At 45.8% G+C, this 15,338-nt stretch carries 16 protein-coding genes; 10 read left to right on the top strand and 6 right to left on the bottom strand.

What is annotated here, in order from left to right; all coding sequences use genetic code 11:
• Positions 1-44 precede the first annotated feature (44 nt).
• From Q0307_RS07625 to Q0307_RS07655, 7 genes are all read left to right on the top strand, one after another.
• Positions 45-590 (top strand): Smr/MutS family protein, encoded by a 546-nt coding sequence (locus Q0307_RS07625; RefSeq protein ID WP_298658960.1) that lies wholly within the window; start codon positions 45-47, stop codon positions 588-590.
• 123 nt (positions 591-713) lie between these two features.
• Positions 714-1,385, top strand: a complete 672-nt coding sequence (locus Q0307_RS07630) for an FKBP-type peptidyl-prolyl cis-trans isomerase (protein WP_298658962.1) — start codon at positions 714-716, stop codon at positions 1,383-1,385.
• A 167-nt stretch (positions 1,386-1,552) separates the two neighbouring features.
• Entirely contained in the window at positions 1,553-2,947 is a 1,395-nt protein-coding gene (locus Q0307_RS07635) for a cobyrinate a,c-diamide synthase (RefSeq protein WP_298658965.1), read from the top strand.
• Positions 2,944-3,255: an iron-sulfur cluster assembly accessory protein gene (locus Q0307_RS07640; protein WP_298658968.1), complete on the top strand. Its 312-nt coding sequence runs from the start codon at positions 2,944-2,946 to the stop codon at positions 3,253-3,255. Before Q0307_RS07635 ends, Q0307_RS07640 begins: the two co-directional genes overlap by 4 nt.
• Positions 3,256-3,272: 17 nt before the next feature.
• Complete coding sequence (locus Q0307_RS07645; protein WP_298658970.1) at positions 3,273-4,955, top strand: histidine kinase; 1,683 nt, start codon at positions 3,273-3,275, stop codon at positions 4,953-4,955.
• Between the two features lie 25 nt (positions 4,956-4,980).
• Positions 4,981-5,652, top strand: coding sequence for a response regulator (locus tag Q0307_RS07650; protein ID WP_298658972.1), 672 nt, complete (start codon positions 4,981-4,983; stop codon positions 5,650-5,652).
• A gap of 9 nt (positions 5,653-5,661) precedes the next feature.
• Complete coding sequence (locus Q0307_RS07655) at positions 5,662-6,123, top strand: rhodanese-like domain-containing protein (protein WP_298658974.1); 462 nt, start codon at positions 5,662-5,664, stop codon at positions 6,121-6,123.
• Here Q0307_RS07655 and dapD read toward each other — a convergent pair.
• The 4 genes from dapD to Q0307_RS07675 all read right to left on the bottom strand — a co-directional run bounded on the left by dapD (position 6,120) and on the right by Q0307_RS07675 (position 10,263).
• A complete protein-coding gene (gene dapD / locus Q0307_RS07660; RefSeq protein WP_298658976.1) occupies positions 6,120-6,944 on the bottom strand; it encodes a 2,3,4,5-tetrahydropyridine-2,6-dicarboxylate N-succinyltransferase in 825 nt (274 codons plus the stop codon). The genes Q0307_RS07655 and dapD overlap by 4 nt on opposite strands.
• 20 nt (positions 6,945-6,964) lie before the next feature.
• Positions 6,965-8,158, bottom strand: coding sequence for a succinyldiaminopimelate transaminase (dapC, locus tag Q0307_RS07665; protein WP_298658978.1), 1,194 nt, complete (start codon positions 8,156-8,158; stop codon positions 6,965-6,967).
• A gap of 106 nt (positions 8,159-8,264) precedes the next feature.
• Positions 8,265-9,620 (bottom strand): c-type cytochrome, encoded by a 1,356-nt coding sequence (locus Q0307_RS07670; protein ID WP_298658981.1) that lies wholly within the window; start codon positions 9,618-9,620, stop codon positions 8,265-8,267.
• A gap of 28 nt (positions 9,621-9,648) precedes the next feature.
• On the bottom strand, positions 9,649-10,263 hold the full coding sequence (locus Q0307_RS07675; RefSeq protein WP_298658983.1) for a hypothetical protein: 615 nt from the start codon (positions 10,261-10,263) through the stop codon (positions 9,649-9,651).
• Between the two features lie 281 nt (positions 10,264-10,544).
• Between Q0307_RS07675 and Q0307_RS07680 the strand changes: the two genes are divergently transcribed.
• The gene (locus tag Q0307_RS07680) at positions 10,545-10,997 is read left to right on the top strand and encodes a hypothetical protein (RefSeq protein WP_298658987.1); all 453 of its coding nucleotides are present in this window, start codon (positions 10,545-10,547) and stop codon (positions 10,995-10,997) included.
• A gap of 12 nt (positions 10,998-11,009) precedes the next feature.
• Positions 11,010-11,552 (top strand): hypothetical protein, encoded by a 543-nt coding sequence (locus tag Q0307_RS07685; RefSeq protein WP_298658991.1) that lies wholly within the window; start codon positions 11,010-11,012, stop codon positions 11,550-11,552.
• Between the two features lie 42 nt (positions 11,553-11,594).
• Here the strand turns inward: Q0307_RS07685 and Q0307_RS07690 are convergent, their stop codons facing one another.
• Both Q0307_RS07690 and mnmC read right to left on the bottom strand, forming a co-directional pair.
• The gene (locus Q0307_RS07690) at positions 11,595-11,981 is read right to left on the bottom strand and encodes a hypothetical protein (protein WP_298658994.1); all 387 of its coding nucleotides are present in this window, start codon (positions 11,979-11,981) and stop codon (positions 11,595-11,597) included.
• A 114-nt stretch (positions 11,982-12,095) separates the two neighbouring features.
• Complete coding sequence (gene mnmC, locus Q0307_RS07695) at positions 12,096-14,063, bottom strand: bifunctional tRNA (5-methylaminomethyl-2-thiouridine)(34)-methyltransferase MnmD/FAD-dependent 5-carboxymethylaminomethyl-2-thiouridine(34) oxidoreductase MnmC (RefSeq protein ID WP_298658996.1); 1,968 nt, start codon at positions 14,061-14,063, stop codon at positions 12,096-12,098.
• A 341-nt stretch (positions 14,064-14,404) separates the two neighbouring features.
• Here mnmC and Q0307_RS07700 point away from each other — a divergent pair, with 341 nt between their 5' ends.
• Positions 14,405-15,295, top strand: coding sequence for a lytic transglycosylase domain-containing protein (locus Q0307_RS07700; protein WP_298658999.1), 891 nt, complete (start codon positions 14,405-14,407; stop codon positions 15,293-15,295).
• Positions 15,296-15,338: the final 43 nt, after the last annotated feature.

Here is a 15,338-nt window from a genome sequence, read left to right on the forward strand (position 1 = left end):
CCTAGGCAAATAGTAAATGAATGAAATTAGCAGGAGGATGCTCAATGCAAAACGGACACAAATTACCTCCCGCTGATGATTTAGCGTTATTTCGTGAGTCTATGCAGGATGTAGCGCCCCTGCAACCGCTAAATCAAGCCGAGTTAGCGATTCATAAGCCACCGGCTATTCCTTTAAAAACTATCGAAGACGAACAGCAAGTGCTGCTCGATATGTTTTCCGATGAATATGATCCGACGGAATTACAACCCGGCGATATGCTGAGTTACTTACGTCCGGGCTTACAACACCGCGTTTTTAATAAATTACGGCGTGGCGAATATCGAGTCGCTGCCGAGTTAGATTTGCATGGTTTAAATATTCGCCAAGCGCGTGCCTATTTAGCGGAGTTTCTGGTTACAGTGTATCCCTTGCAAGGCGAATGTGTGCGTATTATTCACGGTAAGGGTAATCGCTCCAACCACCGTGGCCCGGTACTTAAAACAAAAGTGAATCATTGGTTGCGCCAACATGATCGTGTGCAGGCATTTCATTCAGCGCGCCCCGTGGATGGTGGGACTGGTGCCGTTTATGTTTTATTAAAACGTTAATTGATGGCTCTGCGCCTAGGGATCTGGGTAAAGAGTAGCTTCTATAGTTTATGTGCAAAATCTAATGAAAAGTAGGCATAATGCGTGTTCTTTTTGTCTTTAAAGTTCTGGACACTTTTGGAAATGAATAAAAAACTCAGTTTAACGCTAGCAACTCTGATATCGATGACGGCTTTATTAGCCGCTTGTGGTGATAAGGCCGTTACTACTAGTACCACCACTACCACTGAAACTAAAACTGCTGAACCAGCCGTAGCAGCTACTCCTACTGAAGCGGCGAAGCCTGCGGATACAGCGGCAGCGACTACTGAAACAGCTAAGCCTACAGAGGCTGCTGCAACGACCACTGAAGCAGCAAAACCAGCAGAAGCTGCTGCACAAACGAGTACAACTACAGCTACGGCCGAACCTGCCACCGCTACTCCTGCTGCGAGTAGCTCCAACATCACGAGCTTACAGTCTAATGATGTGAAAGCAGGAGCGGGTGCTGAAGCGGTGGCTGGCAAAACAGTCAGTGTCCATTACACTGGCTGGTTATATGATGAAACAGCGGCTGACAAACATGGAGCACAATTTGATAGCTCACATGATCGTGGTGAGCCGTTTGAGTTTACTTTAGGAAGTGGTCAAGTAATTCAAGGCTGGGATCAAGGCGTAGCTGGCATGAAAGTCGGCGGTCAACGTACCTTAACGATTCCGGCCAGCCTTGCTTATGGTGAAACGGGTGCGGGTGGTGGTCTGATTCCACCGAATGCTACTTTAGTGTTTGATGTCGAACTCTTAGATGTTAAATAAGTTGCACTAAATGAAACAGGGCTAGTAGTTGAGAGGCTAGCCCTGCTTCAAGCTAAAATAAATTTTCTATGACCTTGCTCATTTAAAATTCCTCTATCTCTAGCAGTCAAATTCCTCTCTCTTCTGGGTAGGGACAGGTTTGTAAGCACTTACGTTACACTGCATAAATGGCAAGATTATTCATTTCCGCAGCACACAAATCTTCCGGCAAAACCACTTTGTCTATTGGCCTTTGCGCGGCGTGGCAGCAGCAAGGCTTACAAGTACAGCCTTTTAAAAAGGGTCCTGATTATATTGACCCCTTGTGGCTGACAGCAGCTAGCCAACGTGCTTGTCATAATCTTGATTTTAATACTTCCAGTCCCCATGAAATCCTGCATTGCGTCCAGAGTTATGGACAAAGCGCTGACTTAAGCCTAGTTGAAGCGAATAAAGGTTTATATGATGGGCTATCTTTGGACGGTTCAGATAGCAATGCAGCACTTGCCAAATTACTTCAAGCTCCTGTGGTATTGGTCTTAGATACGCGAGGGATGACTCGCGGGATAGTACCCATTTTACTCGGGCATTTAGCTTTTGATCGTGAAGTGCAGATTGCTGGGGTGGTTTTTAATCGGGTGGGTGGTGGCCGACATGCCAGCAAGTTGCGCCAAGCCGTAGAGTATTTTACGGATGTTCCAGTGCTAGGCAGCGTGCAAGATACTGCTGAGATGCAAATTGAAGAGCGCCATCTAGGATTGATGCCGAGTAATGAGCAAGCAGATGCTAAGCAGCAAATTGCCCGCATTCGTGAGTTAGTGGCTGAGCAAGTTGATTTAACTAAGCTATTTATGCTTGCTCAACGAGCGCCGAGTTTGCCCACCGTGATGCAGTCAAGCAGTTTCAAGCCAGTTATCAGTTCCAGCAAACTACGCATTGGAATTTGCCAAGACGCTGCCTTTGGGTTTTATTATCCGGGTGATTTGGAAGCCTTACAGCAAGCAGGTGCTGAGTTAGTGCCAATTAATACTCTGCAGGATGCACACTTACCGAGTATTGATGGTCTTTTCATTGGTGGTGGCTTTCCTGAAACCCAGATGCAGCAGTTGGAAGCCAACCACGGTATGCGCGTTTCGATTCGTAACGCGATTGAGGCTGGCTTACCCACTTATGCAGAATGTGGTGGTCTAATGTATTTAGCACGTAGCCTGCACTGGCGTGGACAGCACGCCGAGATGGTTGGCATTATTCCGGGAGATGCAGTGATGTACCCTAAGCCACAAGGCCGGGGTTATGTGCATTTAGAGGAAACGATAGCTATGCCTTGGCCAAAGGTAACAACTAATCCACAGGTACAGGCTCATGAATTCCATTACTCGCGGCTAGAGAATTTAAGCGAAAAAGGCCATTACGCTTACAAAGTTCAGCGGGGGCAAGGGATTGATGGTGAACAGGATGGTTGGGTGTATAAAAATCTGTTAGCGTCCTATACTCATTTGCGCCATACCCAACGTTATCCTTGGGCACAGCGGTTCATGGAGTTTGTACGTCAGCAAACACAAGAGAGGAAACAAGCTGCATGATGACCATTACGCCTGAAGCGACTAGGCAAATTCAAGTTTCAGCTCAGCATTCACAAGCACAGGGATTACCTTTAAGAATTGCTGCCGAACGTAAAGCAGATGGACGTTTCCATTATCAAATGGGCTTTGATGATGCTCAACAGATAGGTGATTTAGTGTTTGAGCAGGAAGGAGTCAGTGTGATTATTGATGCTGTTTCTGCATCCCTATTAAAAGGAGCATGGTTGGATTTTGTAGATTTAGATGGTCATATGGAGTTTGTCTTTATGAATCCAAATGATCCGCATTATCGACCTCCACAGGTTTGAAAGCGATGGGCAGCAGTATGGACAGCCCTAAAGCAGAAATAGTACTCGAGTCTACCAGCAATGCGCGCCCGGTGGGTTCGCGTGCACAATCTCTAAATAAACAACATAGCAGCAAGCCCGTTATTGCTTTTCCCTTACGTGCTCGTATTGCACTGACCGTCTTATTGAGTTGGTTTGTTGGCATTGGTGCTTTGTATTTTTGGGTAGTCCACACCGATGCAGAAGCTAGGTGGATACCTCCTCTGATGAGTGTCTTGTGGTTTGTAGCTGGAGCTGGCGTACTCACGCTTTTATATTGGATGTGGTCGGAGTTCGTGCTGTTTGGAACCGATTTGTCTAGTTGGGCGCAGCAATTGCGCAAGGGTAATTTAAACGTCAGGATGCCGACTTCACGGCGTGGTTGTCCATCGATTCGTATTCGTGAACAAATTAATGCGATTACTGATGATTATCAAGCGGTGTCACGTATGCAACAACAACGCTTAAATCGTCAAGAACAGTTTATTGCGCAGAAAAATCACCATCTGAGTGTGCTTTACGATGTGGCGGCAAGTGTGAATCGCTCGAATACTTTAGATGAATTACTCAAAGGTTTTTTGACAACTTTACAGGATGTATTCAAAGCCGAAGCGGTTGCGGTGCGCTTATTGGATGCAGAGGATCAACTGAAGCTGGTTGCTTATATTGGTTTAGCAAGCCACATCGCACGTTTAGAGTCAAAATTACCCCATCCAGATTGCCTCTGTGGACGTGCTGCGAGTGAGCAGGTCATTATTGCCCGTGAAGATCTGCGCCAATGTGGTTTGATTTTAGGTCGCCCGATGTTTAAACAAGAGCGGCAGATTGAAATGCTCGCGATTCCGCTGAGTTATCGGGAAAAAGTACTAGGCATGTATAACTTATTTGTCTCGCGTGATCAGTTTGTACGCCTTGAAGAAGAACATGAGCTCTTAACCAGTATCGGTCAGCATTTAGGGATGGCGATTGAAAAAGCCAGTGTCGAAGAAGATGCGCGTATGCTCTCGATTATGGAAGAGCGCACGCGCATGGCACATGAACTCCACGATTCTTTAGCTCAAACCTTGGCGAGCTTACGCTTTAAAGTGCGTTTATTTGATGATTCGTTACAGCGTGGCGATCAGAAAATTATTTGGCAAGAGTTAGAAGGCTTAGAAAAAAATATTGATGAAGCCTATGCAGAGTTGCGTAGTCTGATTACCCATTTCCGCGCACCGATTGATGGTAAAGGTGTAGTGCGTGCCGTGGAAAAACTCACTGAGCGTTTTAAGCTAGAAACTAATCTGGATGTATTTTTCTATCACAACTGGAATCTCCCAGACTTAGAGCGAGATGTTGAAGTGGAAGTAATCCGCATCGTGCAAGAAGCACTGACCAATGTACGTAAGCATAGTAAAGCCAGCACCGTGCGCATTCTGATGTATAGTTCAGAAGAAGGACGTTGCAGTATTTTAGTGGAAGATGATGGGGTGGGCTTGCCTGAGCCTTTGCCTGAGCCGAATCCAAGCACGGGCGAGCATATTGGCATGCGCATTATGCAAGAGCGTGCCGAAAAAATTGCTGGTGAAATCCAGTTTGAAAGCGACCCCGATGAGGGTGGTACTTTAATGCAACTCAGCTTTGATGCGCCGCCGGTGCGCCAGCTTTCAGAGTTAGTGGGGAAGCAAGCACATGCGAATTGAATCAATCTGCAAGGAGGGACTAAAGATGAATGAGAAAGTATTGCTGATTGATGATCACACTTTATTTCGTGCGGGGCTGCAAGACTTGCTGGTACGGCGGGAAATTAATGTGGTCGCTGCGGTAGGGAGTGGAGATGAAGGCATTCGCAAAGTTGCGGAATTGAGTCCCGATATTGTGCTCTTGGATATGCGCATGCCAAATATGGATGGATTAGCTGTTTTGCGGCAATTACGTAAAAATCATCCCACTCTCAAAGTAATTATGCTCACCACCAGTACTAATGAAAATGATTTGGTAGAGGCTTTACGTAGTGGTGCACGTGGCTATTTATTGAAGGATATTGAGCCGGATCAATTGGTCGTCGCTTTACGGGATGTGCTAGCAGGACAGACTGCAGTTGCTCCAGAATTAACGCCGGTATTGGCTCGATTTGTGCGGGGCGAAAATGGGGATCTGAATGAAGGTAAAGCAGATAATCCGTTCTCAGAGTTGACGCCTCGTGAATATGAAATCCTCACATTGTTAGCAGAGGGGCAAAGCAATAAAGTGATTGCACGCAACTTAGGCATTTCTGATGGCACGGTGAAGCTGCATGTGAAAGCGATCTTACGTAAACTGAATGTGAGTTCGCGGATTACAGCGGCGGTGATGGCCGTTGAGCATGGTGTGCGTGCGAGTGCTTCTGAAGGTAGTTAAAGCTAACATATGGCTAAAACCTATAAAGCTTTAGTGGCGGAAGCTCTGCTTCAAATCCGCGAAATTTTTCCTTGGGATTTGCAAGAACTGCTAGCCAAGCAACCAGATACTTTAGTCGTTGATATTCGTGAAGCCAATGAGTTTGCACTCTGCTCTATTCAGCAATCTATCCTCGTGCCACGCGGCATTTTGGAAAGTGCTTGCGAATGGGGCTATTCCGATACAGTGCCTGCTTTAGTGCAAGCACGTCAGCAAGCTGTGGTGTTAGTCTGTCGTTCTGGCAATCGAAGTGCTTTGGCGGCTTTAACCTTGCAGCAGCTTGGTTATGAGCAAGTGTATTCGCTAAAAACTGGGATTCGTGGCTGGAATGATTATGAGTTGCCATTGATGGATCAATGGGGACGAGCAGTCGACGGAGAGCAGGCGGATCAATGGCTTAATCCGCCGATTATTATACAGGATGCAGTTTAGATGCCGCGTAATAGCTCGTTAATTCCTACTTTACTACGTGTTTTGGCATCGACACGCTTCACAATCACCGCACAGTAAAGGCTGCATTTGCCATCGGCTGAAGGTAAATTGCCAGAGACGACGACTGAGCCAGCAGGAATCCGGCCATAGATGATTTCATCATTCTCACGGTCATAAATGCGCGTGCTTTGACCGATGTAAACACCCATTGAAATAACCGAACCTTCTTCAACGATCACGCCTTCGACGACCTCTGAACGTGCGCCAATAAAACAATTATCTTCGATAATGGTGGGTGCAGCTTGCAATGGCTCTAATACACCACCAATACCTACACCACCCGACAAATGCACATTCTTACCAATTTGTGCACAAGAGCCAACAGTTGCCCATGTATCCACCATTGTGCCAGTATCCACATAAGCACCGATATTCACATACGAGGGCATCAATACCGTACCAGAGGCAATAAAAGAACCACGGCGGGCGATGGCTTGGGGTACAACCCGAATACCACTGGCTGCGAATGCTTCGCTGGTCATATCGGCGAATTTAGATGGTACTTTGTCATAGTATTGAGTGCAGCCACCGGCCATGACCACATTGTCATTCATGCGGAAAGAGAGCAGCACCGCTTTTTTCAGCCATTCATTCACCACCCATTTGCCTACATCTTGGCGCTCAGCCACACGGGCTTGACCTCTATCGAGTAATTCTAGAGCAGAGTTGACTGCCTCACGGGTAGTAGCATCAACATTTTTTGGGGTAATTTCAGCGCGGCGTTCAAAGGCGGCTTCTATAGTAGCTTGCAAATCAGACATCAATCTCTCCAAAGCAGATCTTACAATTGTTCAATGACATGGCGGATGCGTTCTGCCGCCTCGATACATTCTTTTTGAGTAGCCACTAAAGCCATGCGCACGCGATTTTGCCCGGGATTACCCGTTGCGGTTTCGCGTGATAAATAGCTGCCGGGGACAATATGTACATTCGCCCATGCGACTAGTTCTTTAGTAAAGGCTTGATCATCAATGGGTGTGACTGGCCATAAATAAAAACCAGCATCCGGTTTTTTCACATCCATAACAGGTGCTAAAATCTCCAGAACCGCAGCGAATTTAGCCCGATATTGATCACGATTAGCCCGTACATGCGCTTCATCTTGCCAAGCAACGATACTAGCGGCTTGAAAAGGCGGTGGCATCGCACAACCCTGATAGGTTCGATACAGCAAAAACTTCGCTAAAATTTCAGCATCACCTGCAATAAATCCAGAACGCATCCCCGGTGCATTCGAGCGTTTGGATAAACTATGAAATACCACACAATGTTTATAGGCGCTATTCCCCATTTGTGCAGCGGCTTGGAGCAAACCTACTGGAGGTTTAGCTTCATCAAAGTACAACTCGGAATAACATTCATCAGAAGCAATCACAAAATTATATTGCTGTGCCAAATTAATCAGCTTTTGCAATTGGGCAATCGACATGACCGCGCCAGTGGGGTTGCCCGGTGTGCAGATATACAGTAGTTGGCAACGCTCCCAAAGCTCAGGAGATACCACATCGAAGTCAGGGATAAAGCCATGTTCTTCCCTGCAATTTAGATAAACTGGCTCAGCCCCCGCGAGAAACGCAGCACCTTCATAAATTTGATAGAAAGGATTTGGCATAAGTACAGCAGGTCGGTCTTTGCGATCAACAATGGCTTGGGCAAAGGCAAACAAGGCTTCACGGGTACCATTCACAGGCAACACATGTTGTTCAGGATCAACTGAGTCGACTGGCAGTTGAAAGCGTTGTATCAGCCATGCACTAATCGCTTGACGCAAATTGGCATCACCCTTAGTTAACGGGTAGGTCTCTAAGCCTTGTAAATGCTCGGTGACCGCTTGATAGATGAATTCCGGCGTTGGGTGTTTAGGCTCACCAATTGCCAAAGAGATATCTGGCTGGTTAGCGGGAATTACGCCTTTGAGAAGACTACGAATTTTTTCAAAGGGATAAGGGTGAAGCTGGTTTAAATCACTGTTCATGCTAAGGACAGGGGCACCGGTTAGCTAAAGGAGTTGAGTATACAGTACAGATACCAAAAAAAGAAAAGCCTCCAAAAAGGAGGCCTTTCTGTATGAATGAAAGAAGTTATTTCACGCTAGATAGTATGAAATCTACCGCTGCTTTGACTTCGTCATCATTTAAAGCAGCATTCCCGCCTTTAGCAGGCATCGCATTTTTGCCTTTCAGTGCGTTGTTATAAAGTGAGTCCATACCGGCAGCAATACGTGGTGCCCATGCAGTTTTATCACCTAATTTAGGTGCATTCGCGACACCCATATCATGGCAACTAAAGCATAAAGAGCGATAAATTTGCTCACCATTGATCGCGGGAGTAGGTGCTGCTTGAGTGGCAGGTGCTGTTGTAGTCTGAATTTGGCTTTGAGTAGCAGCAACAGAGGCTGGATTGGCAGCTTCGGTAGTGGCTGAAGCCATTGCAGGAGCTACTGTAGTTGTAGTTGACGCAGCTTCTGTTGGAGCTGCTGTCATAGTAGTGCTTGCGGCTGGAGCAGAAGTACTGCTGCTAGAATCAATCGTCATTGAGCCCAAAGCGGGAGCTGTAGGCTGAGCAGCTGCAATTGTTTCAGTTGTAGTGACTGCTGTAGCTGTACTAGTAGCTGGTGCAACTTCTGTTGGAGCAGAACTGGCATTAGAGTCAATCGTCATTGAGCCTAAGGCAGGAGTAGCAGGTTGTGGAGTAGCTGTGTTAGCCACCTCAGTAGGCGGAGTCGTTGTTGCTGGTGCAGCATCTGTACCAGTACTCTGGCTTCCATCGATGGTCATCCCACCTAAAGCAGGTGTAGCGGCATTTGTAGTTATTTCATTTGTAGCTGCAGCAGTGCCTGCGCTTGCATCCATAGGTTTGGCGGTTTCGGTAGCAGTAGCTTCTGTCATTGCTGCGGGTTGACTAGCAACTGTATCAGTTGCTGATGCTGCGGTTGGCGTAGCTGCCTCTGTAGTAGCTTGAGTTGCAGTGCTAGCAGGTGCAGTTACTTCCGTTGCGGTCTTTGCAGCTTCAGTTGCAGTAGATTGGTTTGTAGTTTCGGTTACTACTGGCGTTGCAGCAACAGTTTGAGTCGATTCTGTTGCTGCTAGATTTATTTCGGTGGTCGCTTGAGCAGCAGGTTCAGTGCTTGTTTTAGCAGCTTCGGCTGTAGTTGCTGCTGCTTCAGCACTAGCACTCGCTGTTGGAGTGGTTTCACTAGCAGTTTGTGTCGGTGCTTCATTAGTTTTGGCTACCTCAGTAGCGGCTACAGCAGCTTCAGTCGTCGACTTGGCTGCTTCAGTAGGAACGGGAGTAGCTTGGGGGGCAGTGTCAGTAATGGCTTTAGCAGACTCAGTCGTTGAAGTCGTGGTTTCGGCTTTCTCGGTTTTCTCGCCACAGCCGCTTAATAAGCCTACTGTAAGGAAAAGGGTAGATAGACTGACAACAACCTGTTTCATCGCGTAGCTCCCGGTTTTCTATTTAAAACTAGTTAGTTTTTGGGGCTTCAGTAGTACCTTCTGGTTTTTTGCCTTCAGTTTCTTCATCCCCATCATCTTCAACAGCCGCTTTAGTAGCTTCGGCAGCGTTAGTGACTGCATTAGCAGCGCCTTGAGCCACATCACTGGCTGCATCAGCAGTTGCCTTAACTGCTTCTTTAGCACCTTCAGTGACTGCACCTGCAGCAGCAGCCGTGGCAGCGGCTGCATCTTGAGCAGTTTCTTTTACTGCTTCACCCGCTGCTTGCCCTGCATTTTGTGCTGCATCTAAAGTAGTTTTCGCAGCTTCGCTAGTGGCTTCAACAGCAGTAGCCGCTGCATCTTTTACCGTTTCAGCAGCATTAGTAGCTGCTTCTGCAGTGGCTTTCGCGGCATCTTGAGTCGCTTGAGCAGCAGCTTCTGCAGTCGCTTTTGCTGCCTCTGCAGTAGCATCAGCCGCCTGTGCAGTGGCATCTGCTGCCTTTTCAGTTGCGGTAGCTGCATCTTGTGCTGCTTTTTCAGTAGTTTGACTAGGTGCCGCTGCATTTTCAGCTTTCTCACCACAACCTGCTAACAAACCTAAGGCTAGCATTAAAGCGGATAAACTGACGGTAACATTTTTCATTAGATTATTCTCCAAAATTCAAAAAAATAGGTTAAATTAGCCTTAAATTGCCGCTAGCAATTACCATTAAATGCCTGAAAATAGTTAAATTCAGTCAATTGGGTAGGATGTGCGCATCCTAGGGAGCTTTGCTAGAGCTGTCAATTACCGTTCATTAATAGATACCTAAGCTAGCTGCATGAGTTTGCAGATTTTGTGCAGACCCAATAAAGCCTACAGCTAAGTACTTGTGATTGCTAAGATTATAGATAAGAAAATTTGGGTAGGTGGTGGTGAAGTAGATGGATGAGATTGGGAAAAACCTTGATTTTCTTCATGTGTTTCGAGGCAGTTTTCAAGGCGTATTGCGCTGGCCGCAATTAGATCAGTTATGGGCAACTGTTCTGAATGAATCACAAAGTCAGTGGTATCTGTATGCGGTTGGTGAAGCCCCCCCTGAGCAAGTAGCAAGTTCTATGCAAGTTCAGCAGTTTATTCAGGAAGTGGATGGTTTATTAAGGCGCGAGCATACGGAAGATTATTGCGGGATTGTGTATGTTGATAATTTTCAGCAACCTAGCTTGATTAAAATCTTTGATCCGCATAATTTAGGCACTATGTGTGGGAGTAAGGTGATGCAACCTTTACCGGCGTGGATTATCTCTAAATTAAAACCTATCGATTTGCCGCACACAGTACCTATGCCCCAAAATCGTCGGCGTTGGTGGCAACAATTATTCGCTATGCATAAATAAGGAAAATGTTTCGTGTACCTCAGCAATGCTCGCTTAATTAGCCTGTTTATGGCTTTGCTTATTCTTACTCTAAGTTTATTGTGGCTATTAAGTAATAAGGCCAATCTGTCTACTTCGAGCGCTTTAAATGCTAACGAACCGGTACAGTTAGCTGCTGGGCAACCCGAAACTACAGCGGCTGAAAATAAAGTTAGCCCGATTCCTAGTTTAGAGCCAGCTAAAGAAGTTATAGCGTCAGAAGCTTCAGTAGGCGCTCAGTCAGCACCATTGAGTGCAGCGCCTCCCAAAACTACACAGGTCGCTGTGATTCCTGACAATTTGGTTTTATCAGAGAAAGAGTTAAAAGCGCTGTCCACGAAAGAACGTAAACGTTATGAGAAGATGATGGAAAATTTGCATTCACTGCGTGAGCAATCCACACAGCTTACTAGTGAGCGTCAGCGCCTAGAGCAGCAAATGACAGAGCTAGAACGGCGTAATCAAGAGCTGACCAAACAATTGGAGGCGATCCGCCAAGCTAAAGCTAGCTCTGCAGATAATCAGGCGAAACCTTAATAATTTCCGCCACCTTTAGCGATGGCGGATTAATGCTCTATTTTAACGTTGTAAGACTGTCGCGTCACAGAATTTGCCGCTGACTAAAGGTTGTTGTTCGAGTGGATCTTGGTATTTCATATAAATCAGTTTAGATACACGATTGACACAATATTGTGTGACGGGTTTGTTGGAGCGTGTTCTTAATCCATTTACAATTTCTCCACAAACAGCTTCGCCATTAAACATAGTTTGCCGCATGCGTGCAAAAGGAAAGACCCGTTTCTCGTTAGTTGGCAAATTGACAGTCATATACAAATAACCTTCGCCACTGAGCGTTTGTAGATAGTGTAAGTTTTTGCCATCAGTACATTTAGCTTCCCACTGCTGAGCAGATGCAGCACCTGAGGCCATACATAAAGCCAAGGTCAGCAGCCAAATTTTTTTCATGGGGGTTCTCCTTCTTGATTGTGTTTGGGGTTTAGAAAAGCAACTGAGTCTCAGACACATAACATGACTATGAACTATAGACGGGTCTTGGTGGTTTTGTAACCCACTCAAAGCTCAATCACGCTGTTGTTGTAGTTTCTTCAATAAAAATCGTGCTGGATGCAATTTGTAATAAAGACTGCGTTCAATTGGTAATGGTTCCCCAGTGATTAGCGCGGCTAATAATTCGCTGCACAACGGCGCTGTAGTTAAGCCCCGCGAACCATAGCCAGCACTAATAAATACACCAGTTTGGTAAGTGATTTGCGGCCAAGTTTTATACTTAGTGCCGTGCTGAATGCCTGCATAAGTTTGACGAAATAAGTCAGGGTCAGGTAAAGGCCCAACATACGGATAGCGATCTGGTGTTGTCATCCGAATCGCTGCATGGCTACTTGTTTTGCTACCTAAAGTAGATGCAAATTCGGGTAGGTACTGTGCTAATTGCTGATAATTAAGTGCATCATCACTAGGTTTGATTGAGGGCGTGCTTTCCCCGCGTTCAAAGCTGGCACCAAAGATATGCTGGCCTGCTATGGCAGGGGTTAAATAGCCTTCATGCCCAAGTGTGAGTTTGAGTTGGCTAGTATAAAAACTCGCTGATGCTTGAGTGGTTTGTCCACGTACCGGCAGAAAAGGTAGAAAGTTACTTTGCTTAAACTGCCTTATATCTTTGCCATTGGCTAACACGACTACAGCAGACTCAGCCATAAGCTGATTGTCAGTATTGAGCACTCGCCAAGTTTTTTGCTCTGTTTGAACAAGAGCTAAGGCTTCAGTTTGTGTTTGCAGCGTAATTAAAGGATGTTGAGTGAGGGTTTTACATAGACTGCGTGGATATAAATAACCGGCTTGTGGGAAATAACTGCCTCCCAGAGTTAGCGGAATGCCTGCTAAGGTGGATGCCTCTGTTTTATCCAGTAACTGAATAAAGTCGCTAGGTAAGTCGCGTTCTTGTAAAGCATACCAACGCTTGGTTTCATGTGCGTTATGATTTAGTTGTAAAGAGCCTGATGCAAACCATTCTAAGTCTTTATTCGCAGACTCTCTGGCCAAACCTTTTAACTGGCGTATCGCATATAAAAACGCTTGCCGATAAAAACGCTCTCCCCAATCTGGCTCTGCAGTCATCTTCGGTGTAAGAATACCCGCACGATTGCCTGAAGCTTCCTGAGCTAGTTCTGCATGGCGCTCTAGCAATTGTACTTGCCAGCCGCGCAAGGCGAGAGCATAAGCGATTTGACAGCCTGCAAGGCCTGCCCCAATGACCGTAGCGGTGTGCGCCTTAATTTGTGATTTGGGTAAGCTAAACCAAGCTGTTTCTAAGTGATTGGAGCTAGCTCCCGTAAAGCTTGCGGCCAACATTTCCCGTTTCTGCCCAAAGCCCGGGCGTTTTTCCCAAGTAAATCCGGCTGCTTGTAGATCGCGTCGTACTTGGCCGGAGACAGTAAAGGTTGCTAAGGTACTGTTGGGTTTGCTATGCGCAGCGATGGCTTGAAATAGAGGAAATGACCACAGATCTGCGTTTTTTGCAGGGGCGAAGCCATCTAAATACCAAGCGTCGACCTGCGCTACTAAGTCTTTGAGAGCATGCTCAGCTTCTGTGAAACACAAGGTTAATTTAACTTGGTGGTTAGCAAAATTTAGCTGATGAAAACCTGCGAGTACGGGCGGATACTGGGTGAGTAGCTCCTGTGCGTATGCGGCTAGCTCTGACCAAGCAGCTAATAGTTCAGTAAGTTGGGTTTTAGGAATAGGGTGTTTTTCAAAAGAAATATAATGCAGAGTTTGGCAGTGCTTTGGATCATTTTGCCAAGCCTGCCAAGTGGCTAAAAAATTTAAACCTGTGCCAAATCCAGTTTCAGCGATGACAAATTGAGCCCTGCCTTGCCATGCTTTAGGCAGATCATTCCCCTGTAGGAACACATGGCGGCTTTCAGCTAAACCACTTTCACGAGAGAAATAGCGGTCACCGTAATCAGTGGCGAAGGGTAAACCATTCACATCCAGTTCGATTTTTGCAGGGTAAATTTCGGGTAACATAAAATGTAATGTTTAATTTTTATACGTAAAGTAGTAGATAAATTTTGGACAACCTATAAAAAATACTTGAATCAACTTTAGCTTAGAAACCTTCTAAGGCGCTAGTAGACTTGTTTTCGATAAAAACTATTAGAAAATTTAATTTTCAATCGAAAATAAAGATTAGCGACCCGATAGAAGCTTGTTATATAAAGCCATGATTTTTCAAGAAGCATTGAATGCGACTAAATCTGTGTAATCTTGACAAACGTAGATTTGTGTGCTTTGCAGCATAAAGTAGAGAAATGCCTAAGATGAGAAAACGACTGTCCCAATGGATTTGTGTGCAGTTTTTAATATGTATGACCGGAGTGTCATTCGCCACTAACGCTCAAGCAGGTTTAAGAACCTGTGATCAAAATAGCCCAACCATCATTCGCCAAAAAGCGAGTGCCTACCAAAATCTGATCAATGCGGTTTCACTGCAATATGGGGTCAGTGCTGATCTAATTCAAGCGGTGATTACGGCCGAGACCTGCTTTCGCCCAACAGCCGTCTCCCACAAAGGAGCTTATGGTTTAATGCAGTTGATGCCTGCAACGGCACGCCGGTTTGGGGCGACTGATAAAAGTGTGACACACAACGTGCATGCTGGGACACGGTATTTGCGTTGGTTATTAGATCGTTATGACGGCAGTATTTATCATGCAGTAGCCGCCTATAATTCGGGTGAGGGCACGGTAGATCGGCATGGTTGGAATGTACCTTACCAAGAAACGCGCCGTTATTTAGTGCAAGTCTTAAATGCTTATCGCAAATTATCGAATAGGAATAGCCAAGTCCTATTTGCTCCCAATGTAGCCGCCGCAGCTCAGTTTCAACGCGCAAGTTTAGTTGAAGATCAATTATATCCCCAGCAACTTGAATCTGACGCAGTGGAACCCGTGATTACGGGCAAGCGTTTGCGATCGAGTAAGATCGAGCGTGTCTTGACTCCGAAAACTGCCGAAAAGCGTCTTCTCCCCAGATGTAAGTCAGCTTCCAAAAAGCTCAAAAAATCAACTTCTTACAAAGATAAAAAAGGTATTCGCACTTTCTTCTACACCGTTAAAGATAATGACTCTATTGACCGCATCAGTAGAGTGACTGGCTCCTCAAAAATCATGATCAAGCGTTACAATGATATGGAAAGCAAGCGTACAATCATTAAGCCTGAGCAGGTACTTAAGGTTTCTGAATGCAGCTTAGAGTGAATCGATTTAAATAAAAAAGCCCTCAGATGAGGGCTTTTTAGTA

Origin of the sequence: uncultured Thiothrix sp. (assembly GCF_937873765.1) — a bacterium.
Taxonomy (GTDB): Bacteria; Pseudomonadota; Gammaproteobacteria; order Thiotrichales; family Thiotrichaceae; genus Thiolinea.